Below are 23,173 nucleotides of genomic sequence, written 5' to 3' on the forward strand. Positions count from 1 at the left end.
CCGATGGACCGCCTAATGCTTACTTTGTGGGGGTTACGCGCTGGCAGATAGCTTGACCAACCGCGAGCCTGCGAGTGCACCATCAGGCTCATCGGAGGACCCACGACGGATGCGGTCGAGTATCCGCAAGTCCATTGAGTTTGTGACACGAGCTTTGCGCAAGCCGCGTACGTACAAGCAGTCAAAGTTGTCCTGCCCTTTATGTTTGCCGGCCTTCCCGCGTTGGGTTGCTTTCAATTTGCTCATTTTTCGATCACCTCTGAAATGATGCTATTACTCATCAAGAGTCAACACAAGGGCACCGTTTACCATCTGAAATTCATTTTCGAGGTATATAGGGACTGCGCCGGGTAACGGGCTATCCATTTCAATGAGTTCCGCACCAATGATCTTGCGGTACTGAGTAACGGCAAGCACGCAAAGCTGGATGACTCTTCTCTTCAACGGGTGTGAACCACTCTCCCGCTTGGGATGGCCTTCCAGTAGCTTGATCCGTACAACGGTGCGTTTGCCGCTGGGTGTGGCGAAGCATAGACCGCACAGTAGATTCCCGTACCACAGCGCAAGGTCAAGATGTCGGGCATCGCTTTTGATGATCTCTGGAGAGTCATGCCAGGGGAAACCATGGTCTGATTCCCATAGATTAAATTGTTCGAGCGCATCAGCATCGATGTTGCCGAAGCGCACCAGTGCAAAATCAACACCAGACGCTCGTTCAGGATCTGCTGGTTCTTGTGCTAGCAACGTCAATAGCTCGTTGGAAGCTGTGCGGGCCGCACAGGCATAAGCCCGCCATTCCTCATATTTGCGCCGTATAACTTTCCCCACTTCCAAATCCTTGATATCAACTTTTTTCGCACCCCCCTCTAGAAGAATGTGATGCTTAAAGTGGTTCAGCAATTACTGACGGGATTGGCCGCCAAGCCGTTCGCTGATGTCAGCGACGAGGAGACGATAGGGGTTGAGTGTATGGCCCACAAGTCGGCGGGTTCCGGTGTAGTTGTAGGCAAAGGCGCAAGGCTGCGTGGCTTGGCGGAAGGGCTGAGCAACCCGTCAGACGCGCCTTACAACCCGTGGCGAGGGAGTCTTGCTCCCGCTGGGCGTGAAGCGGCCCTAAAATCTTGCGGTCGCTGCGCCGCCGAGCGGGAGCAAGCTCCCTCGACACGGGTTGGTGGTGCTGCGGCTAGCGAGGGTCGACGTTATCCAGCGCACGGCTGGCCAGCAATGAACTCATCTCGATCAGTTGCTGGATGCCGAGGGCAATGTGGCGGCGGTGGCCTTCCAGGTCAAAGGCCAGGTTGCTGATCATCGCGTCGGCGGATGCCAGGTTTTCGCTGAGGTTGGCGAGCAGGCATTCGTTGTCGGCGTTTTTTGACACGGTGAAGAGCTGGTCCGGTTTGGATGCATCTTCAGACTTTTCCGGTTTCGGTTGCAGGTAATAATCCAAGGCGCGCCTTTCTGCTTCGTCTTGTTTTTTCGTTTTGGATTTGGTGGACGTAGAGCTGCGATCTGCTTCGGGGGGATTCGGTGTTGGCTTGAACATGTGCTGATACTCCATGGTTAAGCCGCAACCTCTTCCCTACTAAAAGAAGGGTGGCGGCTGTACGCAGGTTAGTAGACCGGGGAGATCAGCATTGCCGGCGCGCCGAAGCGCCCTGCGCACAGCCACCATCAAGGACAGGTAGGAACCTGCTTGGACGGAGAGCTCATGCATCCTACTGACACAACCCCGGGCTACTAAACCCGACCACTGATGGGCAGTGGCAGGGAAACGATAGAACCCATGGGCAAGGCGCACAAGCGGGCGGATTCTGGCGTAGTTGTAGGCAATGGCGCAAGGATGCGTAGCTGGGCGGAAGCGTTGCGGCGGGAGAATAAACAAGCCTCGGTAATGCCCAGGAATCGGGGCGATGGAGCTTGCCCTTGCTCGGCGGCGCAGCGGTTTTTCTGTAAGAATGTGCCCGCTTTTTTGGGGCCGCTGCGCAGCCCAGCGGTGCGGTGCGACGTTTCACTGAATCCCCTCGCCACAAAATGGGCACCCACCGCCAATCCCCTGTGGGAGCGAGCCTGCTCGCGATGGCGCCAGCACATGCACACCCGATCTGAAGGCACGCACGGCCTGTGGCGAGGGAGCTTGCTCCCGCTCGGCGGCGCAGCCGTCGTATTGGCCGCCATACCGATCAGATGATGAAATCGAGATCCAGCGTATACGGTTCGCCAATGGCATACCCGTGACCACCACGGATCAATTCCCCGTCGTCATTCATGGCCGGCGCCATCGCCAACTGCTCCGCCACCCTGTTCTCCGGATGCGCCTGCCAGCGAGCCAGGTTTTGTGCCAATTGCTCAGGTTGTTCCGACAAACTCCCGTAGACATCTTTTTCACTGACCGACGCGGTGCGCAGCGTCGCCAGGCGCGCACGGGTGTTGTGCATCTTGTCGACCTCGCGGATGAGCGCAATGTTGACGGCGCTTTCGCTACGCCCATTGGGCGCGCGCCTTCCCGTCAGGTAACGCTCTTCATCCCGCAGCTGTTGGGTAATCCGCGTCAGTGCATTGTCGATCCATTCATATTCGCGTTTTGTCGCCAGTGTGCTTCCGCGGATTTGCGCTTCCTGCCAGCGCCGCAGGGTCGCCCAGCAAGCGGGAATGTAGCTGGGGACCATGAAGTGATCACCGGTCTGGATGAGTTGGGCCAGCAATGCCGGGCGGTTCGGCAAGCCATGTTTATGCTTGAGGGCCACCTCGCAGGCGGCGTGTTGGGTGATGGTGTCGCACTGGGGCATCCACAGGATTGAAGACCGCTCCTTGCGATCGAACTCCACCGGCAGGAAGTGCCGCAAAAAGCCGTGGTGCTCGTAGCGCTCGCCCGTCAGGTTAGTGATGCCCGCGACGAACACGGAAAGGCCGACCGGTACGTTGACGAATGCAAGGGCCAACCCTGTGCCATAAACATCGCTCTTGGTATTCATCCAACTGCCGGGGACGCTGGGTATCGGGTCGTTGTGGTTGACCATTCGGTAATGCACCAGGGCTTCGGCGTTTTTTGTGAAGGTGGCGTCGGCGGCGCGAGGGGCGCCGTAGGTGTAAAGCTGGAGGGTGTAGCCTTCTGGTCTGCGCCGCAGCATTTCTGAAAGGAGTAACGCCACCGCGCCGCCCAGGCTGTGGCCGCATATCAGCAGTTTTTGGCCGGCGTAGAACCTGTCCAGATAGCTCGTCACGAAGGCCGCAGTTTTCTTGGCGGCACCATAGAACCCTTGATGCACCTGGCCGACACCTTCTTCAAACGGCACTTGGAGCGCATCGGCGTCGCGCAGGAAGTCGGCGGTTTGCTGGGTGCCACGTACTGCTATCAGGATCAGTTCGTCGTTGTGGGTGATGTAGGCCTGGGTGTCGGTGCTTTCTTGCTTGTCGGTGTCATCGAGAAAATGGACTTTGGCGGGATGTTCCTGATGTGCACCCAATTCCGGATCGTTGACCGCGTAGAGGGCTGGGTCGAACGGCACGATCTCCAGGCGTTTGGAGTAGGGCACGTCTTCATAAAGCGGGTGATAGGGCTTTGTCTGTTCCGGATAGAACTCCCCGAGTTCTTCGCACTTGGCCAATGCATCCGCGAACCAATTGCCCACGCTTGGTTGCTTGGTGAAGCTCAGCGGCGTTGTTATCGGAGCCTTGTCAGGTGTTTGCCCGAAGGGGCAGTAGGTCAAGGTCGACATGAGCGCCAGTTGATACAAGTTGAGCGCGCAGAATTCAGGGGCGATGGACAGCATGGGGCGCAAGGCGCGCAACGGGCGAACTTCCAACACCGTGTGTTTTTGCGGCATCAGCGCTACGCCGAGCTTGCCATGTTCACCCATCAGGCGTGCCGGCCCCGAAGGGGCTGGGTAATGGCGGTACACCTCGGGGGGCAAGTGCGCGACATGCTTGACCAAGTGCCGTACTTCCACTTGGAAGTAATCGTCTGCACAGGCTTGTGCGGGATTTTCCCGGGTGCGTGTGGCGTTTGGGTTCAGGTAGCGGGTTTGCTCGGCGCGGACTTGTAGTTCGGTGATTTGGAGAGGGTAGTGCGGTCTTGTCTGTAGAAATGAGTAGACCTCTTCAACCCCTTGATACTTCTGATCAAAATGCAAGGCAATCGGTCCTGCATGGTGGTTGGCGATCTTGCCGACACCCATGACATCTAGGTTGCCAGGGTATTTTTGTCCTTCTGAGTCGGTAGCGACATAAGCCAGCCCTGCATAAGGCTCACCAGAGCCAAGCTCATCGACGAGCTGAAAACTGCTCCACTTACCTCCCACAGGGCAGGTCAGATTGCGATGGCTCAGCCGTGACTCCAGTTCTTTTTGCAATGACGTCATACGCGGATTTCCTTATTCCGTACAACCGGGGTAAATAGTGCATTTCTGTCCGTCGGGCATTTGAAAGCCGCTGAAGTCCTTGTAATTGCCGTAACAAAATGCGTATTGGTCCTCAAAGTGTTTGCCCATGCAGCGTTTCCAACCGTCAGGCACCTTCACCCACGTGTCTCCAATGGCGGGTCTTTCTTCGTCCGCCAACTTGATCTTCATCCTCACGGTTTTACCCGGTAGCTGATCAAGGGTGTACGCCGAGAAAGGACGTCCACGCCCAAGCTCGCCTTGTGGGTTGGTTTTTTTGCAGTCGAGGATTTTTCTTAGAATGCGGGGCTTGCCTGAGGTGCGGAACAACCATTGGCATTGGCCGTAAAAAGTGCTTTCACCCGCTTCGCTGAACGTGCCTTTGTATTGTGTTTCCAGCTCATCGCGAATCACGACGTTGGCTGAGTCTTGACTGATATCGCTCCAATCCTTGCCATAGGCGGAGTTGATTTCGAGCTCAATGCGGCTGATCACCAGCGGGCAACCCATACGGGTTCGGCGAATAACGATTTCGGAGTCGGGTTTGTATGCCTTACGCCACTCCCTGTTGAATACCGGCGCTTTGTTATACCGGGTCTCGACGGTGCAGGTTTCGCTTGGGGCGGGCACGTAGTACACCGCTGCCTGGTAGGCAAAGTCACGCGGTAAATCTGCCGTAAAAGTAAACGTGTTCGGCTGTGTGTTGGCACAACCTGCCGTCATCGCCAGGCCGCTCAAACTTGCAATGCACAAAGCCTGTTTCATGCCGGCGTATCTCCCTGCCAAAACCCTGCCATCAGGCGCACCCGTTCAAAATGCTCGTCGGGGCTTTCAGCTGAACGTACTTGCCAATACGGCGCCAGCGCCTGGGCGGGTGCTTGCAGGCGCTGGGTCAATAAAAACTCCAACTGCTCGGGCGCCTGCCACTGCCAGGCCTCGGCCTGATCGAGCGTGGCACGCAACCACGCCTCCGGGTTTTGTTGCTCGGCCAGTGTTGCGAAGGCCTGGACATGCTCGGCCAACAGGAAGCGACGGGCATTGACGAGCCGAACCTGCATCGCTTGCTGCGGGGTAACGGGCACCTGCAGCCAAAGAGGCGAATCAGGCACCGGATAGGTTCCTGGCGCCGGGTTATGCGTGCTTGACCAGTGATTGCCCTGCCAATAGCAGACACTGATCGCTGGTCCGAGGTAGGCCGGATAGTCTTCAACGGACAGGTGCTTGAGCGCCCGGGACAGTACACGGTTGTCATGGAAGCGGTACAACGCCTGATGGGGGCGCTCTCCGATGATCAGCCGTTCCCGCCAGTGCTCCACCAGTGTAGGCAGCTCCCCTTTGGGAAGGCTGGCAAACCATCCCCAGTGGCTGTCCGGTCGGTCGAGCAGTTCATTGATGTGTTCGTCGCCGGGCCTATCGAAGGTGAAGACAAAGGGGCCGGCGTCAGCGAGGTCAGCAACCAGCGTTTGGCCGTACACGCTCAAGTATTGGTCAGGACGACTGTTCTTGAGCAATGTCTGGCGCGTGGGGTGCTCATGTTCTGAGTCCAGGACGAGGCACAGGGCGTGGCCGAGGCGTTGCTGTTCGATCAACCATTGATGGGGGAGTGAGCGAGTCATGCGGCGGCGACTTCCATTAGGCAGAGACCCTCGCGGCAGGCCTCGCAGATCGGACAAAAGTCCAATCCCGCTGCTTTGCTGGCTGTTATCAGCGCGCGTTGAGTGGGAGCGAATACTGGGGCTGGAGCCGCCAAGGGATCGGTCAAACCGGGTCTGAATGATGAGGCAGTGGCGCCGGCCATGGGGGCGCCGCCGAGTTGTATTTCACTGCTGCTGTAGATACCACTGTGATCGATCACGATGTGCTGGCCCCCGGCTTTCAAACTGAGGGTTGCGCCTGCTTCAAGGACCACATGAGCGCCTGCCTTGATATGAATTTGCTGCCCGGCCTCGACGGCCAGTGTCTGATCGACATGGGTGTGGCGGTTGGCGACGCGCAGGTAGTCATTGCCTTCGACCTGGACCGTGCGGTCGGCGGCCGTGGTCCGATGCTCTTCGGCGTGCAGGACAGTGATGCTGTTGCCCTTGATGGTTTCCCGTCGCTCGTTGCCAATCTCCAATCGGCTGTCGTTTTCGATTTTTTGTTCCATGTCACGCTGAGCTCGCAAATAGATCAGTTCCTGACCTGCGCGATCTTCCAGATGCAGCTCGTTGAAGCCCTTGCCGTCCGGTGAGCTGCGAGAGCGAAACACAGTACGGGTCTTGTGCGCAGGCAACGGGTAGGGCGAGGCATTGGCGCTATTGGTCAGGCATCCGATGATCAACGGCTTGTCGGGATCGCCCTCCATGAAGGCCACCAATACCTCCATGCCCACCCGCGGGATCGTGGCGCCCCCGTAGCTGTCACCCGCCCAGTTGGAGGCCACTCGCAACCAACAACTGCTGCCGTCGTCGACCTGTCCCGCACGATCCCAAAAGAACCTGACCTTGACCCGGCCATACCGGTCGCAGTGGATATCTTCGCCCTGGGGGCCGGTGACGATTGCGGTCTGACTGCCCGATATACGTGGTTTCTTATAGACCCGCTGCGAACGGAAGATCGCGTCCCAAGGCGTGGCAACGAAGCGATTGCGGTAGCCCTGATTGAAGCGATCTCCAGCCTCGCCAGCGTTACTGGAAGTGATTTCCTCCAGCACTTGCGGCTGTTTGCCTTCGTGATGCACTTCGGTCAGGAGCCATAGATCATTCCATTCCTGGCGAGGGTGCTCACTCAATGTCAGGAAGTGCCCCGTCCTCAATGCTGGCTGATCACTCTTTCCTTCGGCCTGGCGGTAGTCGACGCGATGGCGTTCCAGGGCTCTCTGGCTCAATAATCTGCCGCGTTTCTGCTGGGTAAAGTCGCCCGGATAGTCATAGGCTTCCAGGTCTGGTTGAACGTTTTCGACGCTAGGCTGACAGCTGCTCTCCAACAGGAATGTCGCCTTCTCGAAATCGTAATCACGGCGCGTGACGCGGCTGGTCCGGGTCTCCAGTCGCAGGCCAAATCGATGGATGACCGGCTCGTCGTCAACCATGCCGCTGCCGTGTTTATAAACAGTGCGCTGCTCAAGCCGAGGGAATACGGTCTGGTTATCACCAAATACCAGGTGATGGTCCGATTCACTGTACTGGAAGTGATAATGCAGGCCTTCTTCGTGACACAGGCGCTCGATGAAGTGCAAGTCGGATTCGTGATACTGCACACAGTAGTCACGAGGCAAATAACTCGCACTTAACTGGAAGCGATGGGCATCGGTGAGAATGCCGTGTTCCTTGAGAATCAACGTGATGATGTGCGGCACACTGGCCTGTTGGAAAATTCGCTGATTGATGCGGTGCTCCAAGTAAGCCAGGCGTGGCGCTAATCTTATTGTGTAATAAGTCAGCCTTTTACCTGAATCGCCTTGCGCAGCACGATAAATCACCCCGTGAACACCGCTTCCCTGTTTATCAAATGCTAAAAAGGCCTGTTTGTTTAATAAATGTTCCAGGTTTATATCCCTTCGTTCGCTGACAAGTTCAATGTCGAATGAATAGGGGGTGCTGATGGCTTCGGAACCTTCGAAGGCCAGGACTTGGAAGTCGTGCGTGAGGTCACGGATCGTGAGGCGGAAGTTGGACAGATCAAAGGTGGGTAACATGGCGAACGTCCTTGGGTTGTGGCTTTAGCTCCTGATTCCATTGAAGCAGTCCTGACGGATGATCGCGTAGGCACCGGTAAAAAAAGAAAGGGATGTAGGAATTTTCTTCATGGGTAAAAGAGATTGCGACAGAAATAATTTGAAGCGGTTTGTCATTTTTTGAAAGGTAAATTCCATCATTTCCAATACTGGCTTGACGTGGGAAGTTTTCACTTGGGCTCCATTTGGTTTTGTTTCTTTAAAAAAAGGAAAGCTCCTACTTTTTTATTCTGAAAACCTTGGCATTCTTCGCGGCGTTCGGCAGGTAAGAGAGCGGTGAGCGTTTGGGGCGAGGCGGCTGGGATTGTATTTGGCGAAATCTCCTACAAACGAAGCTGAATATTTACCTTGAATAACCATGCCGTCCAAATAACCCACGCCACACACCGAACTTTCAGGGGGGTAAATGTCGTATTCCGAAAATCTGTCCGTCCATTATTTGATGCTCGCCAAGACTCCCGTTTCCAAGGACAGTTTTGCGGGTGCGGACGTGCGTTTTTCAAATGAATACGAAGTCTTGGAAAGCGAGGTGGGCAAAGCCCAGTCGATGCACGCAAGTGGTCAGGTCGACTGGTTGAAGGTCCTTGAGGGAAGCGAAGTGCTGTTGCGGACCCAGTCGAAGGATCTACGTGTGGTGGCTTGGCTGGTTTGGGCGCTGTATCAGCGAGAGTCGTTTCAAGGGCTGCTAGCGGGTCTCGGTCTTTTGCAGAACTTATGCAAGCACCATTGGCTGGACATCCACCCGCTCAAGAATCGAACCCGTGCCGCCAGCATCAATTGGCTGTTGCCTCGCCTGGAACAAGCGTTCGGCGATGACATTGCAATCAAGGAGCAGTTGCCGATGTTTCGCCATCTCGCGGAACAAATGGAGAGCCTCGACGCTGCTTGCACCGCCCAATTGGGTGACGACGCACCTCTGCTGCTGCCGCTGTGTCGGCGCCTCGACAGTATGATCCAGCGAGCCACCGGAAACCGGCCGCAGCCTGGCGCCATTGGAACGGTTGTGGCTCAGGTAAAGCAGGTTGCCACCCAGCTGCTCGCATCCGGCACTCCGATCGAAAACGAAAAAGAAGCCCACAAAGCGCTGCGCGCCCAGCAGGAGGGTGCGCGTCCGTTATGCGCGTGGTGGCTCAAACAAAAAGCGACTGACGCTCGTGCCCTGCGCCTGAATCGCACCATGCTCTGGCTGGCCATCGATGTATTGCCCGAGCGCAATGCCGAGCAGGTCACCCAGCTGCGCGGCCTGCCAGCGGACAAACTCAAGGTTTACCAAGATCGTTTCCAGCAGGGTGATTACGCAGACCTGCTTGTGGAGATCGAGGCGAGCCTGGCGACGGCACCGTTCTGGTTCGATGGCCAGAGGCTTGCCTGGGAATGCCTGCAAGGGTTGAACGCCGAGTTGGCCATGCGGGAAGTGGAAGTCCATTTTGCGTTATTCATCCAGCGCCTGCCGGGGATTATCGAATTGCGCTGGCATGACGGTACGCCGTTCGCCGATCCGGCCACCCGGGGTTGGATCGCTGCCCAAGTCAAGCCTCACCTGCAGAGTCCCGGCGCGGCACCCACGGCCGATGTCCCCGACAACCTTGCGCCTTGGGAAGGGGCGCTGGAGGAGGCCGAGGCGATCCTGCGCAACGACGGTCTCAAACCCGCCGTTAAGTTGCTCAGGCAAGGCATGCAAAGCGCCAATGGAGCGCGCGCGCGATTTCTTTGGCACTTCGCGTTGGCTCGTGTGTGCTTTTCGGCCAGGAAATACGAACTCGCCAAGGTCCAGTTGGAGGCCCTCGATCAGACGCTACGAAACGCAGGCCTGAATGCCTGGGAGCCGCTCTTGGAGCTGCAGGTGCTGCACCTGTTGCATAGCTGCTGCGAGTTGTTGCCACAAAACCACTCTGTACGTGAATGCAAGGAAGAGACCCATCGCAGGTTATGTCACCTCGATCTGGAACGGGTCATTGAATAGGCCTCCGGGTCCCAAATTGAAAGAAGGAGAAAATCATGGCCAAAGAAGGCTCGGTCGCCCCTAAGGAACGTATCAACGTTACCTTCAAGCCTGCCACCGGCGGTGCTCAGGAAGACATTGAACTGCCGTTGAAACTGTTGGCGATCGGTGATTACACCCACCGCTTGGATGAACGCAAGGTCGAGGATCGCAAGCCGATCGGCATCGACAAAATTACCTTCGACGAAGTGTTGGCCAAGCAAGAGCTGAGCCTGACCCTGAGCGTACCGAATCGTCTCCAGGCAGAGAGCGGCGTTGAGGAGCTGCCTGTACAGCTGCGCTTGAACTCGATGAAGGACTTCAATCCGGCGAGCCTGGTCGAGCAAGTACCGGAACTCAGCAAGCTGATGGCGCTGCGCGAGGCGCTGGTGGCACTCAAAGGGCCGTTGGGCAACACGCCGGCATTTCGTAAAGCCATCGAAGGCGTACTCGCCAATGACGACTCCCGCCGCCGCGTACTGGATGAGCTGGGCCTGGACACCACAGCGAAGAGCGCTTGATTTCTTTCAGCCAAGGAAGCCGAAACATGAGTACCCATGCAGTACAGCAGCAGAGCCAGGACAACGCGGACTACAGCATTCTTGAAAGCATCATCGCCCAGACGCGTCTGACTCCGGACGATGAAGCCTACGACATTGCCAGGCGCGGTGTGTCCGCGTTCATCGAAGAGCTGCTCAAGCCACAAAACAGCGGCGAGCCGGTCAAGAAGGCCATGGTTGACCGAATGATCGCCGAGATCGACGCCAAGCTCAGTCGCCAGGTGGACGAAATCCTCCACCACCCGCAATTCCAGGCGTTGGAATCGGCGTGGCGCGGTTTGCAGTTGCTGGTGGACCGCACCGACTTCCGCGAAAACATCAAGATAGAAATGCTCAATGTGTCCAAGGACGATTTGCTGGACGACTTCGAGGATTCGCCTGAGGTCATGCAGTCGGGCCTGTACAAGCATATCTACACCGCTGAGTACGGCCAGTTCGGTGGGCAACCGGTGGGCGCGGTCATCGCCAACTACTTCATGTCCCCAAGCTCGCCGGACGTGAAATTGATGCAGTACGTGTCCAGTGTCGCCTGCATGTCCCATGCGCCATTCATTGCTGCGGCCGGTCCGAAATTCTTTGGCCTGGAGAGTTTCACGGGACTGCCGGACCTCAAGGACCTGAAAGATCATTTCGAAGGCCCGCAATTCGCCAAGTGGCAGAGCTTTCGTCAATCGGAAGACGCTCGTTATTTCGGCCTGACCGTCCCGCGCTTCCTATTGCGCAACCCATACGATCCGCAAGAGAACCCGGCCAAGTCGTTCGTCTACAAGGAAACCGTTGCCAACAGCCACGAGCACTACCTGTGGGGCAACACGGCGTACGCATTCGGCACGAGGCTGACCGACAGCTTCGCTAAATTCCGCTGGTGCCCGAATATCGTCGGCCCACAAAGTGGTGGCGCGGTCGAAGATCTGCCATTGCACCACTTCGAAAGCATGGGCGAAATCGAAACCAAGATCCCGACCGAAGTACTGGTGTCCGATCGCCGCGAATACGAATTGGCCGAGGAGGGCTTCATCTCCCTGACCATGCGCAAAGGCAGTGACAATGCCGCGTTCTTCTCCGCCAGCTCCGTGCAGAAATCAAAGTTCTTCGGTAACAGCGCCGAGGACAAGCATGCAGAGCTGAACTACAAGCTCGGCACCCAGTTGCCTTACATGATGATCGTCAATCGCCTGGCTCATTATTTGAAAGTTCTGCAGCGCGAGCAATTGGGGTCCTGGAAAGAACGCACGGACCTGGAGCGTGAGCTCAATAACTGGATCCGCCAGTACGTGGCCGACCAGGAGAACCCAAGTGCCGAAGTCCGTGGCCGTCGTCCGCTGCGTGCCGCGAAGATTGTAGTCAGTGACGTGGAAGGTGAACCGGGCTGGTACCGCGTCGGCCTCAACGTAAGGCCGCACTTTAAATACATGGGCGCCGATTTCACGCTGTCACTGGTCGGCAAACTGGACAAGGCGTAAGCACCCATGACTTACGGCAGTCTTTTCGAACGACTGGCTGATGATTCTGAAAAGCGCAGGGGTTTGAGCCGCGAGGTTTGCGTTGTCACATCCGTTGCTGCGCATCTGGCCAAGATGCTCAGTACGCGGGCAGGTAGCGTGCAGACACTCGCGGATTATGGACTGCCGGACCTCAATGACATGCGCTTTAGCCTGCACGACGTGGGGAGCCAAGCCCGCAGGGCAATCGAGACCTTCATCAAGGCCTACGAACCACGTTTGCGCGATGTCTGTGTCGTTTTAATGCCGAGCAACGCCGATCAACTTCGCCTGTCCTTGCGCATCGACGCGTTACTGGATGTGGACGGGGTCAGGCGACAGGTCAGCTTTTCCGCGCGCCTGGACGGCAGCGGTCAGGTCAAGGTCAGACAAGGATAGCCACTGATGTCGTTCAATCATTACTACCAGAGCGAACTGACGGCGCTCCGCCAGTTGGGTCGATGTTTCGCCGAGCGCAACCCGGCATTGGCGCCCTTTCTCGGGCAGGCCGGACGGGACCCGGATGTAGAGCGGCTACTGGAGGGGTTTGCATTCCTGACCGGACGGCTGCGCCAGAAGCTAGACGACCAGTTGCCGGAGCTGAGTCATTCGCTGATGCAACTGTTGTGGCCGAACTACATGCGGCCATTGCCGGCCTTCGGCATTTTGCAGTTCGATCCGCTGCAGCGATCTGGGCCCGCGTTTCGGGTCGAGCGCGATACCCCGGTCGAAAGCAAGCCGGTCCAGAAGGTGAGTTGTCGTTTCCTTACCTGTTACCCCACCGACGTCCTCGCGCTTGATCTGACCCAGCTGAGTTATTCGGTAAAAGGGGAGGGGTCGCTGTTGAGCTTGCATCTTCAGATGCGTTGCGACGGTCATTTGGGCGAGCTACAACTGAGCCGCTTACGCCTGCATTTGACTGGCGAACGCTACATCAGCCAGATGCTTTATCTAAGCCTGCTGCGTAATCTTGAAGGTATCGAGCTGATCCCGTTGGACGGCACCGGCGCGGCCCTACGGACGGCAGATGGCAGCCCGACGACGTTCAGGCTCCCCGCTGACCGTGTACAGCCGGTCGGGTTTGCCGAGGAGGAAGCGCTGGTCCCGTACCCGCTGAATACCTTTCGTGGCTATCGCTACCTGCAAGAATATTTCGCTTTCCAGGACAAGTTCCTGTTCGTCGACATCAATGGCCTGGACCTGATCAACACCTTGCCGCATGGCAACATCGAGCAGATGCGAGGCCTGGAGCTGCGCTTCGATATTGGCAAAAGTAGTATCCAGCGAATGCGCCCGACGCTGGATAACATAAAGCTGTACTGCACGCCGATCGTCAATCTGTTCAAGCATGACGCCCACCCGATCCGCCTGGACAGCAAACAAGATGAGTACCTGCTGTTGCCGGCTGATTACGACCAGGAGCACTGCGGTGTGTTTTCGGTCGAAAGCGTCACTGGCTGGAGTCCCGGAGGCCTGGGTTATCAGGCCTATGTGCCGTTCGAATCCTTCGAGCACGATTCAAGCTTCGATGTGCCCCACAGCCGCCCCTATTACAGCGTTCGCCAGCGGTCTTCCTTGATGCACGACGGTCTGGACACCTGCCTGGGCTTTGGTGTCCGGCACGCTCACCCTCATGAAACCCTGTCGATCGAATTGATGTGCACCAACCGGAACCTGCCGCGCCAGCTCAAGCCCGGGGACATCGATCAACCCAGCGAAAAAAGCCCCGAGGGGCTGAGTTTCCGCAACATCGGTCCGGTCACGCCAAGTTTCGCGCCGCCACTCAACCGCGACTTCCTCTGGAAGTTGATCAGCAATATGTCACTCAACTATCTGTCCCTGGCCGACGTCAATGCGCTCAAGGTGATTCTCGAAACCTACGATTTTCCGCGTTACCACGACGAACAGGCAGAGAAAGTCAGCAAGCGTTTGCTCAATGGACTCAAGTCAATCCGGCACCAGGCGGTCGACCGCTTGCACCGGGGCTTGCCGGTGCGTGGCCTGCGCACTGAACTGACCATCGATTCACTGGGTTACATCGGCGAGGGCGACCTGTTCGTCTTCGCTTCGGTCCTCAACGAGTTTTTCGCGTTGTATGCCAGCCTCAATTCGTACCACGAGTTGCGGGTGAACAGCACACAAGGAGAGGTGTACCAATGGACACCCCGCATGGGCCAACAGCCGCTTCTATAAACGTGCTGACGCAAGGGATACGCGAGTACTCGTTATTCCAGGCCGTGTTGCTGGTCATTGATCGGCTGGGCGAGGCTCATCCTGGTTTGGACGATAAAGCGCTGTATGACCGATTGGAGTTTCAGGCCAACCCAAGCCTGGGATTCCCGTCCAGCGACATTGATCGTGTGGAGTTTTTTGAAGAGCACGGCCAGGTGCGGGCGCGTCTGCGCTTGAACCTGATCAGCTTGGTGGGTGCGGGTTCGCCGTTGCCGGCGTTCTACGGTGAGCAGGCAGTAGGAGAGGAAAACGGCAATCCAACACGCGACTTTCTGGACGTCTTTCACCATCGTCTCCAACGGCTGATGCTGCCGATCTGGCGCAAGTATCGTTACTGCGCAAGTTTTCAGAGCGGCGCCCGAGATCCGTTTTCCGAACAGTTGTACGCACTGATCGGTTTAGGGGGCGAAGAGATTCGCAAGGCCAGCCAACTGAACTGGAAACGTCTGCTGCCGTACCTGGGCTTGCTGAGCCTGCGTGCCCATTCAGCGGCGCTGATCGAGGCCGTACTGCGTTATTACTTCAAGCACGCCGAACTGAACCTCGAACAGTGCGTCGAGCGGCATGTGGACATCCTTGACGAACAGCTTAATCGCCTGGGGAGCGCCAACAGCCTGCTCGGTCAGGACCTGGTGTTCGGCGAGCGAGTGCGCGACCGCAGCGGCAAGTTTCGGATCCATATCAGCGAGCTGGACTGGCAGCGCTTCCACGAATTTCTGCCCATTGGAAACGGTTACCAGCCGCTGTGTTCGCTGGTGCAATTCACCCTGCGTGATCCCCTCGAATATGACATTCGCCTGGTCCTGCGCCAGCAGGCAATTCGTGAGCTGTGTATCGGTGAACAGAACACTTGCCGCCTGGGATGGACCAGTTGGCTGGGGCATGAGCGCGCTGATGGCGTGGTGACCCTTGGCAGTAAAATTCATTAGGAATGGATGACATGATCAATGTAGACCTTCAGCAACTGATCCAGGCATTGGACGCTGAAACCAGGCGTGACCTGGAGCGTTCGGCCGAGCATTGCGTGGCCCGTGCCGCGGACAAGATCCTGGTGGAAGACTTGATGCTGAGTCTGCTGGAGCGTCCCCAGGGTCTGCTCGCGCGCGCCTTGCAGGACGCCCAGGTCAGTGCAGGCGAGTTGAACGCGGCCCTGCAACCGCGGATAGGGCACAGCGCTTCGCGCAACCCGGTATTCGCTCCGGAACTGGTGCAGTGGTTGCAGGATGCGCTGCTGGTGGCCAATCTCGAACTCGGCCGCAGCGACGTCGGACAAGCAGCGTTGCTCCTGGCGTTGCTGCGCAACCCGCTTCGCTACGCCGGGAGTGCTTATTTGGCGCTGCTTAACCGGTTGAACGTTGATCGCCTGAAAGGGTTCGCCTTGTCGCAACAGGCTCAACCGGTTGCCGGCCAGCCCATCACGACGCACGGCTCCCTGCTGTCGCGCTTTACCCATGACCTGACCCGACAGGCCCGCGAAAGCCAACTTGACCCGGTGCTTTGCCGCGACGGCGAAATCAGGCAGATGATCGATATCCTCGTTCGTCGCCGCAAAAACAATCCAATCGTCGTCGGTGAGGCGGGGGTGGGCAAGACCGCCATCGTCGAGGGGCTGGCGTTGCGCATCGCCGCCGGGGAGGTTCCGTCGGTGCTTCAAGGCGTTGAATTGCTTTCACTGGATATGGGGCTGCTGCAGGCTGGGGCCAGCATCAAGGGAGAATTCGAGCGTCGTCTCAAGGGGGTGATCGACGAGGTCAAGGCTTCGCCAAAATCCATCATCCTGTTCATCGACGAGGCCCATACCTTGATCGGCGCGGGTAACAACGCCGGGGGCACCGATGCGGCCAACCTGCTCAAGCCTGCCTTGGCCCGGGGCGAGCTGCGTACCATCGCGGCGACCACCTGGGCCGAGTATAAAAAATACTTTGAGAAAGACCCGGCCCTGGCCCGTCGTTTCCAAGCGGTGCAATTGCACGAGCCGACCGTCAGCGAGGCAGTGACCATCCTGCGTGGCCTGGCCCGGGTCTACGAAAACAGTCATGGCGTCTACCTGCGCGATGACGCGGTGGTCACGGCAGCGCAATTGTCGGCCCGCTACCTGGCCGGTCGTCAGTTGCCGGACAAGGCGGTGGATGTGCTCGACACCGCCTGCGCTCGCGTGCGGATCAGCTTGGCCGCGGCCCCACAAAGCCTGGAGCGACTACGTGGCGAGTTGGCCGAAGGCGCGCGCCAACGCCAGGCGCTGCGTCGCGACGCAGAGGCTGGCCTGCCGGTTGATCTTCAGGCTCTGGAGGCGCTGGAGGTACGTCTGGCAGCCATCGAGGACGAGAGTCACACGCTGGAATTCCAATGGACCGAGCAACGTATCCTCGCGGAACGTTTGCTGTCGCTACGTCAGCAATTGGCCAGGGCACGGGAAAGCGCGGTGGATCAAGCCCACGGTATCGAGGCGCTGGAAGCGGCCGTGCATGAAACACACGACTCGCTGGTGGCCGCACAAACCCAGGAGCGCCTGGTCAGCTTTGAAGTTTGCCCACGACTGGTCGCCGAAGTGATCCATGCCTGGACCGGTGTACCGCTGGCGCAACTGGCGCGCGAGCACAATCTGAAGGTGGCCAGTTTCGCCACAGACCTGCGTGCTCGTATTCGTGGCCAGGAACCGGCCATACAGGCGCTTGATCGCGCGATGCGCGCCGCCGCCGCAGGCTTGAACGAACCCGACGCCCCGGTAGGCGTATTTTTGTTGGTGGGCCCAAGTGGCGTCGGCAAGACTGAAACAGCACATGCCTTGGCCGACCTGCTCTATGGCGGTGAGCGTTTCCTCACAACGATCAACATGACCGAGTTCCAGGAGAAACATACCGTTTCCCGACTGATCGGAGCGCCGCCGGGCTACGTCGGTTTTGGCGAAGGCGGCATGCTCACCGAAGCTGTGCGGCAAAAAACCTATAGCGTGGTGCTGCTCGACGAAGTCGAAAAAGCCGACCCGGATGTGTTGAACCTGTTCTACCAGATCTTCGACAAAGGCCTGGCCAATGATGGGGAAGGGCGGGAGATCGATTTTCGCAACACCCTGATTCTGATGACATCGAACCTGGGCAGTGAGTGTATCGACGAGCTGTGCGAAAACGGCGCACGACCAAGTGCCGAGCGCCTTGAGGAGTCCATTCGCCCGATCCTCAGCGACCATTTCAAGCCAGCGTTGCTGGCCCGCATGCGCGTGGTGCCGTATTACCCGGTCAGCGGGCCTGTGCTGCGTGAACTGGTGGAAATCAAACTCGACCGCCTGGGCCAGCGATTGCGTCGACGTCAGTTGGGCTTCAGTTATTGCGAGCACCTCGTGAGCCACCTGGTCGAGCGCTGCAGTCGCAATGACCGTGGAGCGCGGCTGATTGGTCAATTGCTCGACCAGCACCTGATGCCGCTGGTTGCCGACCGCTTGCTCGCGGCCATGGCCGGCGGCGAACCGCTACGGCATGTACGCGCGGTGCTCAAGGGTGAAGCCAGTGTCGCGTGCGAGTTCTCCTGAAGTGGGCGCTCTGTTCAAGAAACTCTCGCAGCCACTGGACTATGCCGAAGCGCTCTTGGCGCAGTTCTCCAACCTCTCGCTTTTGACGGAAGGTGAGGCGTTGGTGGGGAATTTCATCCAGGGTGTGTCTCGGCTCAGCGGTTGTGAGCTGGTGCAGTTATACCTGCTCGACACCACCGGTACACGCCTGAAAATGAACACCGAATGCCTGGAAGGCCAGTTGCATTTTCGTGACCCGCAAAGCCTGCCTTCCGATTACCAGGCTGAACAATTGCTGCAATTCTCCCTGGGCCAGAACCGTGTGGTGTACCTCGGGTCGTTGAGCGACAGCGTTCACGAAACCCGCTTTCTGCCAGCCCGGGCCACACCTTGGCAGTCACTGCTTTGTGTTCCCCTGGTCGACCCGCAGGGTAGCGTCGGTGGCTTGTTGTTGTGTGCCAGTGCTCAGCATCTCGACTTGCATGGCGTCGCTGAGTCCCTGGGGCATCTGGGGGCCTTCGCCCTTGGCCAGATGCATCTGCTGCAGCGTCTGCACCGTCCGGCCGAGACACCTGTTACTTCAAGCCTGCCGAGCGGCATCAGCTACGGCCTGATCGGCAGGAGCGTGGCCATGCGCAAGACCTGCTCACTGATCAGTAAGGTACTGCACAGCCCCTATACCGTCTTGCTGCGGGGCGAAACCGGCACCGGCAAGGAGGTGGTGGCCCGGGCCCTCCATAACCACGGCCCGCGTCGATCCAAGGCATTTATCGTGCAGAACTGTGCGGCGGTCCCCGAGAATTTGCTGGAGAGTGAGCTTTTCGGCTATCGCAGAGGGGCGTTCACCGGTGCCGATCGAGACCGTGCCGGGCTGTTCGACGTGGCCAACGGCGGCACGCTGTTGCTGGACGAAATTGGCGATATGCCGTTGTCCCTGCAAGCCAAGTTACTGCGAGTGTTGCAGGAGGGCGAAATTCGTCCTTTGGGGTCCAACGACACCCATCACGTCGACGTACGCATTGTTGCCGCGACTCATCGCGACCTTAAGCGATTGATGGATGAGGGCAAGTTCCGCGAAGACCTGTATTACCGTCTCGCACAGTTTCCGATCCAGCTACCGGCGTTGCGTCATCGCGACGGTGACATCATCGAACTGGCGCGGCATTTTGCCGATAAGGCTTGCACGCTGCTGCAGCGTGATCCGGTGTGTTGGTCAGACGCGGCGCTCGATCACCTGTCGGCCTACGGCTTCCCGGGGAACGTCCGGGAACTCAAGAGCGTCGTGGAAAGGGCTGTGCTCCTGTGCGAAGGCGACGAACTGCTCATCGAGCACTTTGCATTGCACATCGAGACCCCTTCCGAGCGCGGCCGCATCAACCTGCGTGAGCGGATGGAGCAGATCGAACGTGGTTTGCTGATCGATTGCTTGCGCGAGAACTCGGGCAACAAGACCCGCGCCGCCCGCGAGCTCGGCCTGCCGCTGCGCACCTTGATCTATCGCCTCGCGCGTCTGAACGTCCAGCGCGGTGATTTCAATGATTGACCCTTCTTTCGCGCTATGGGTAACCGTTCCAGCCCGATCCTTTCATTCTGGAGACTTCTTGATGCCTGTCTTTCCCTGGCGAGCCGTCCTGTCGGCGATTCTCGTGTCATTGGCCCTGGGCGGTTGTAACGCCAATTACAAATTCAACGACAGTGGTTATCGCCCTCTGGGTGATCCGCAGGCAGTCAATCGCGGCAAGTGATGCCAAGGAGCTTTTGATAGATGGAACTTGTTCTTGAAATGCTCAACGCCAGCCAGTTCGTCCCGTCACGGCTGTGCCGGAAGACCTTCGGGCCGACCGGCGGCGTGATCGGGCGGGGCGAGGGCTGCCACTGGCTCATTCCTGACCGCGAGCGCCTGTTGTCCAAGCGTCACGCGCAGGTCAGCTTTCGTGACGGCGCGTTTTTCCTGACCGACACCAGTGGTAATGGTACGACCCATCGCGAAAGCGGCGTGCGCCTGCCCAGGGGCGAGTCGGTACCCATACTGGATGGGAATGCCTACATCATGGGCGATTTCGAGATCCTCGCACGGCTGGTCTCCGGGCCGGCGGACAAGCCTGCCGAAGCGAGCCGCCCGAGGCCGATCGACAGCCTCATTCCCGATGACGCCTTTCTGGAGCTCGATCCGTTGAAGGCGTTGGATCAGCAGGACCGGGCCTTGCTGGACATCGATGAGCTGATAAATCCTGCGACCGTCCCGCCGGACGCCCTTGGGCGGCCGGATTATGCGCGTATCGATATGGAAAGCCTGCTCTTGCCGGAGCTGGTGGGAGCGCCAGTCGAACCAGGGCCTGCCCCCATCCCGCCCACCGAAACTATTGGCCACCCCCACGACGGCTTTTGGCAGCGCTTCGGTACGGCCTTGGGCATGGATCTCGAAAGCCTGGACGGCAAGGCCCGCGAAGCCCTGGCGATCAACGCCGCGCTGCTGCTCAAGCAAAGCATTCAGGGCTTGCAACAGAGCCTGCGTATTCACTCGGGGCTGAAAAGCGAACTGCGCCTGGCCCAGACCTATGAAGAACAGGTTCGCTTGATTGCCAGCCTGCAAATCGACCACCACGGATGATGTCCATGCTGCACTGCACGATGCACCTACCCAAGATTTTGACTGCGCTCGCCACGACTCTGCTGCTGGCCGGTTGCACCACGCTGTCGCCCTTTTCGACGATGACCAAGCTCAGCCTCACCCTGACGGCCAATGACCGACTCAACCCTGATCTCAATGGCCGGCCATCGCCGGTGGTGGTGCGGTTGTTCGAACTCAAGCATCCGGTGGCTTTTGAGAATGCCGATTTCTTCAGCCTCTATGAGCGTCCGAGGGAAACACTGGCCCCTGATCTGGTTGCCAGCGAGGAGTTGGAGCTACGTCCGGGCGAAACCGTCGAGCTCAGGCTCGGTATCACCGGGGATGGCCGTTACGTCGGCCTGCTCGCGGCGTACCGTGACCTGCCACACGCCCGTTGGCGCTATACGCTGCCAGTGGCTGCGGCGCAGTTGACCGAAGCAAGCTTGACCCTCGACCAGGAGGGAATCGCCAACACGCTTGAGCGACTGGCCAAGGTGGCTGACCGATGAATCACGACAAGGTCATCTGGCAGGAAGGCATGCTGTTGCGCCCCCAACATTTGCAACACAACGATCGCTACTTCGACCACCAATTGAAGGTTCGCACCCGGTTGCTGGCCAGCTACGCCTGGGGCTTCCTGGCGCTTGAGATCGATCTGCAATTCCTCAACATGGGGCAACTGGTGGTCAGCCAGGCCAGCGGGGTCCTGCCGGATGGCAGTCTGTTCGAACTGGGTGGCAACGCCGAGCCGCTGGCCTTGGAAGTACCGTCCAATACCCGCAATACCCCGATTTACCTTGCGCTGCCATTGGTGACCGGCAATCACATCGAGTCCCGTCGTCCAGAGCAGTCAGACGTGTTGGCACGCTACACCGTCTACGACGCGCAGGTGAACGACTCCAATGCCGGAGAGGCCGGAGGGAGCCAAATCAGTTGCGGTCGTCCGGACTTGCGCCTGCTGTTGGGCGAGCAGCAGAGTGATCATGCGTTCGTGAAGCTCAAGCTCTGTGAAGTGCTCGATACCACGGCCGATGGGGTGATCAGGCTCGATCCGAACTTTGTACCGACCTTCATCCAGGCTCGCGCTTCCCACTACTTGCTGTCGTGTCTCAAGGAGATCATCGGCATGCTTGCCCATCGAGGCGACACCCTGGCTGAGCGGATCCGCTCCAATGGCAAGGCCGGTGGTGCGCAAGTCGGCGATTTCATGATGTTGCAACTGATCAACCGCAATGAACTGTTGCTGCGTCATGACCTGGATCTGGAGCAGGTGCACCCCGAAACGCTGTACCGAACGCTACTGGCCCTGCTGGGTGACTTGGCAACGTTCTCCAGTGACAGCAAGCGTCCAACGCTTAGCAACCGCTACCAGCACAGCGACCAAGGCGCATGTTTTCGAAGCCTGATGCAAGCGATTCGCCAGGTCTTGTCGATGGTGCTCGAGCAACACGCTATTGAACTGCCGCTGCAGCCGCGCCAATACGGAATCATCGTCTCGCCGCTGCAGGACCTGTCGTTGCTGGACACCGCTTCATTCGTGCTGGCGGCAAGTGCCCACTGTGACAGCGAAGAGCTGCGCCATCGATTGCCGGCGCACCTCAAGGTCGGTTCGGTGGAGCACATCCGCCAATTGGTCAACCTGCATCTGCCCGGCATCAAGATCAGGCCTTTGCCCGTGGCCCCGCGGCAGATCGCGTTCCATGCCAACAAAACCTATTTCATTCTCGAACCCAACGCCGAAGACCTGGCGCAACTGAAGCGCTCCGCAGGTTTTGCGTTCCATGTCAGCGGTGATTTCGCCGAGCTTGAATTGAATTTCTGGGCCATCAGGAACTGAACCAAATGGATAAGGAACATCTTCAGGATGAAACAACGGTCCTGCTCGACCAACATGGACAACGCCCTGCTTCAGTGCCTTTGACTGACGCAGCCCCGCCGCCGCGTTTCGAACAGTTGCAAGAGCGAATGATCTACGCCGCGCACCTGCCGCAGCCCCAGACGTTCACGGTCAGCCTCAATCCGCTGGTCGCGGCGGCGTCCGGATTGCTGTCGCACATGGTTCAGCTCAAGCACGGTCGCGAACGCGAGGACCTGCACGCCCTTAAAGGGGAACTGAAGCGGAGCCTGGAACAGTTCGAAGCCTGTGCCTTGCAGGGCGGTGTTGAAAGCAGTCAGTTGATCGCCGCGCGTTACGTGTTGTGCACCGCGATTGATGAGGCGATTGTCACCACGCCGTGGGGCCACGGGGGCGGTTGGTCACAGATAAGTTTGCTCAGCACCTTCCACAACGAAACCTTTGGTGGCGAGAAAGTCTTTCAATTGCTTGAGCGCTTATCGAAGAACCCCCTCAAGCACTTGCCCATGCTGGAGTTGTTGTACTTGTGCCTATCCCTGGGCTTCGAAGGCAAATACCGGATTCAGACCCGCGGGATGCTCGAACTCGAAAGCCTGCGTGACGCCCTGTATCGGTTGATTCGCCAGACCTGCGGCGACACCCCACGTGAACTGTCACCTCACTGGGAGGGCTTCGGCGGCGCGCGGCGCCGTCCGATGCGCATTGTCCCGACTTGGATGGTCGCGGCTTTCACGCTGGCCTGCCTGGGGGTGATGTACGCAAGTTTCGCCTGGGTATTGGACGAGCAACGCAAAAGCGTATTGCAACCTTATCAACTGTCAGAACCGGTCGCCGCTCAGCCGCTGCCGTAAACAGGG

The 23,173-nt window shown here is 58.4% G+C and carries 18 protein-coding genes and 1 pseudogene; 13 read left to right on the plus strand and 6 right to left on the minus strand.

Annotated elements, in window-relative coordinates; all coding sequences use genetic code 11:
* Nucleotides 1-273 precede the first annotated feature (273 nt).
* The 6 genes from J3P88_RS00870 to J3P88_RS00895 form a co-directional block, all read right to left on the minus strand.
* Nucleotides 274-900 carry a hypothetical protein gene (locus tag J3P88_RS00870; RefSeq protein WP_434573502.1) on the minus strand — a complete coding sequence of 209 codons (627 nt, stop codon included), beginning with the start codon at nt 898-900 and terminating at the stop codon, nt 274-276.
* A 283-nt stretch (nt 901-1,183) separates the two neighbouring features.
* Nucleotides 1,184-1,543 (minus strand): DUF6124 family protein, encoded by a 360-nt coding sequence (locus J3P88_RS00875; RefSeq protein ID WP_434576655.1) that lies wholly within the window; start codon nt 1,541-1,543, stop codon nt 1,184-1,186.
* Nucleotides 1,544-2,180: 637 nt separating this feature from the next.
* On the minus strand, nt 2,181-4,358 hold the full coding sequence (locus J3P88_RS00880; protein ID WP_434573504.1) for a lipase family protein: 2,178 nt from the start codon (nt 4,356-4,358) through the stop codon (nt 2,181-2,183).
* A 12-nt stretch (nt 4,359-4,370) separates the two neighbouring features.
* Nucleotides 4,371-5,141, minus strand: coding sequence for a hypothetical protein (locus J3P88_RS00885; RefSeq protein WP_434573506.1), 771 nt, complete (start codon nt 5,139-5,141; stop codon nt 4,371-4,373).
* Nucleotides 5,138-5,992: a DUF4123 domain-containing protein gene (locus J3P88_RS00890; RefSeq protein WP_434573508.1), complete on the minus strand. Its 855-nt coding sequence runs from the start codon at nt 5,990-5,992 to the stop codon at nt 5,138-5,140. Before J3P88_RS00890 ends, J3P88_RS00885 begins: the two co-directional genes overlap by 4 nt.
* Nucleotides 5,989-8,052 (minus strand): type VI secretion system tip protein VgrG, encoded by a 2,064-nt coding sequence (locus J3P88_RS00895; protein ID WP_434573510.1) that lies wholly within the window; start codon nt 8,050-8,052, stop codon nt 5,989-5,991. The genes J3P88_RS00890 and J3P88_RS00895 overlap by 4 nt, the downstream gene beginning before the upstream one ends.
* Before the next feature lie 445 nt (nt 8,053-8,497).
* Between J3P88_RS00895 and tssA the strand changes: the two genes are divergently transcribed.
* From tssA to icmH, 13 genes and pseudogenes are all read left to right on the plus strand, one after another.
* Nucleotides 8,498-10,054, plus strand: coding sequence for a type VI secretion system protein TssA (tssA, locus tag J3P88_RS00900; RefSeq protein ID WP_434573512.1), 1,557 nt, complete (start codon nt 8,498-8,500; stop codon nt 10,052-10,054).
* 35 nt (nt 10,055-10,089) lie between these two features.
* Nucleotides 10,090-10,593: a type VI secretion system contractile sheath small subunit gene (gene tssB, locus J3P88_RS00905; RefSeq protein ID WP_434573514.1), complete on the plus strand. Its 504-nt coding sequence runs from the start codon at nt 10,090-10,092 to the stop codon at nt 10,591-10,593.
* A 26-nt stretch (nt 10,594-10,619) separates the two neighbouring features.
* Nucleotides 10,620-12,095, plus strand: a complete 1,476-nt coding sequence (tssC, locus tag J3P88_RS00910) for a type VI secretion system contractile sheath large subunit (RefSeq protein ID WP_186709576.1) — start codon at nt 10,620-10,622, stop codon at nt 12,093-12,095.
* 6 nt (nt 12,096-12,101) lie between these two features.
* Nucleotides 12,102-12,512 carry a type VI secretion system baseplate subunit TssE gene (gene tssE / locus J3P88_RS00915; protein WP_186709569.1) on the plus strand — a complete coding sequence of 137 codons (411 nt, stop codon included), beginning with the start codon at nt 12,102-12,104 and terminating at the stop codon, nt 12,510-12,512.
* A gap of 6 nt (nt 12,513-12,518) precedes the next feature.
* Nucleotides 12,519-14,306, plus strand: a complete 1,788-nt coding sequence (gene tssF, locus J3P88_RS00920) for a type VI secretion system baseplate subunit TssF (RefSeq protein ID WP_434573517.1) — start codon at nt 12,519-12,521, stop codon at nt 14,304-14,306.
* Nucleotides 14,270-15,274 carry a type VI secretion system baseplate subunit TssG gene (gene tssG / locus J3P88_RS00925; RefSeq protein ID WP_434573519.1) on the plus strand — a complete coding sequence of 335 codons (1,005 nt, stop codon included), beginning with the start codon at nt 14,270-14,272 and terminating at the stop codon, nt 15,272-15,274. The genes tssF and tssG overlap by 37 nt, the downstream gene beginning before the upstream one ends.
* A gap of 11 nt (nt 15,275-15,285) precedes the next feature.
* Nucleotides 15,286-17,871, plus strand: a complete 2,586-nt coding sequence (tssH, locus tag J3P88_RS00930; RefSeq protein ID WP_434573521.1) for a type VI secretion system ATPase TssH — start codon at nt 15,286-15,288, stop codon at nt 17,869-17,871.
* A gap of 10 nt (nt 17,872-17,881) precedes the next feature.
* Entirely contained in the window at nt 17,882-19,393 is a 1,512-nt protein-coding gene (locus J3P88_RS00935; RefSeq protein WP_434576656.1) for a sigma 54-interacting transcriptional regulator, read from the plus strand.
* Nucleotides 19,394-19,454: 61 nt separating this feature from the next.
* Nucleotides 19,455-19,595, plus strand: coding sequence for a type VI secretion protein (locus J3P88_RS00940; protein WP_186709547.1), 141 nt, complete (start codon nt 19,455-19,457; stop codon nt 19,593-19,595).
* A 20-nt stretch (nt 19,596-19,615) separates the two neighbouring features.
* Nucleotides 19,616-20,407: pseudogene (gene tagH, locus J3P88_RS00945) on the plus strand (type VI secretion system-associated FHA domain protein TagH); the annotation flags it as partial.
* Between the two features lie 59 nt (nt 20,408-20,466).
* The gene (gene tssJ, locus J3P88_RS00950; protein WP_186709544.1) at nt 20,467-20,970 is read left to right on the plus strand and encodes a type VI secretion system lipoprotein TssJ; all 504 of its coding nucleotides are present in this window, start codon (nt 20,467-20,469) and stop codon (nt 20,968-20,970) included.
* Nucleotides 20,967-22,298 (plus strand): type VI secretion system baseplate subunit TssK, encoded by a 1,332-nt coding sequence (tssK, locus tag J3P88_RS00955; RefSeq protein ID WP_434573524.1) that lies wholly within the window; start codon nt 20,967-20,969, stop codon nt 22,296-22,298. The genes tssJ and tssK overlap by 4 nt, the downstream gene beginning before the upstream one ends.
* 5 nt (nt 22,299-22,303) lie before the next feature.
* Nucleotides 22,304-23,167, plus strand: coding sequence for a type IVB secretion system protein IcmH/DotU (icmH, locus tag J3P88_RS00960; RefSeq protein ID WP_434573526.1), 864 nt, complete (start codon nt 22,304-22,306; stop codon nt 23,165-23,167).
* The last annotated feature ends 6 nt before the right edge of the window (nt 23,168-23,173 follow it).

It is taken from the genome of Pseudomonas sp. Z3-6, assembly GCF_051131985.1.
GTDB lineage: Bacteria > Pseudomonadota > Gammaproteobacteria > Pseudomonadales > Pseudomonadaceae > Aquipseudomonas > Aquipseudomonas zanjanensis.